Origin of the sequence: Bartonella vinsonii subsp. berkhoffii ATCC 51672, assembly GCF_902825225.1 — a bacterium.
GTDB lineage: Bacteria > Pseudomonadota > Alphaproteobacteria > Rhizobiales > Rhizobiaceae > Bartonella > Bartonella berkhoffii.
On the sequence record NZ_CADEAK010000118.1, the window covers coordinates 1 to 518 of the forward strand.

Here is a 518-nt window from a genome sequence, read left to right on the forward strand (position 1 = left end):
AGCCAATCCAGAGATTGCCCAATATGGTGTGCTTTTACCACGCGGTTTAAAGGTTATTTTGCCTGAATTCGCACTTCACAATCTCCAAAGCATGGTGAAGCGGTTATGGGATTAATGCGCACATATCCTTTTATTGTGGTCAAGGTGGAAGACAAACCCGTGCATGAGGTTTTTTACCAGCGTCTTCTTAGCGCCACCATTACCGATCATGCCGGTAATGAAGCCGATACATTTGAAGCGGAGTTTGACGATCGTGGTAATGATTTAGAGGTTCCGCAAAGCAATAGCGCTCTGCAGGTGATCTTTGGCTATGAGAACAGCATCAGTGCTTTTATGGGGCGTTTTGTTGTCGAATCGGTTGTCAGTATCGGGGGCAGTGATGGAGAGATCTTGCGCCTTTGTGGCAAAAGCGCCTCAATGCGTAAAGAACTCAAAGAACAAACAAGTGAACATTTTGATCACAAAACCGTTGGCGAGATTGTTGAAACCCTGGCCAAACGCCATGGTTATCAAGCAAA

1 protein-coding gene and 1 pseudogene are annotated in these 518 nt (G+C 45.8%); both read left to right on the top strand.

Annotation, left to right across the window (positions count from 1 at the left end; translation table 11 throughout):
• Window positions 1–115, top strand: a 115-nt coding sequence (locus tag J7R10_RS08525; protein WP_208436465.1) for a tail protein X, incomplete at its 5' end; no start/stop codon positions are given.
• A pseudogene (locus J7R10_RS08530) lies at window positions 106–518 on the top strand (late control protein); the annotation flags it as partial. The gene J7R10_RS08525 and the pseudogene J7R10_RS08530, both read left to right, overlap by 10 nt.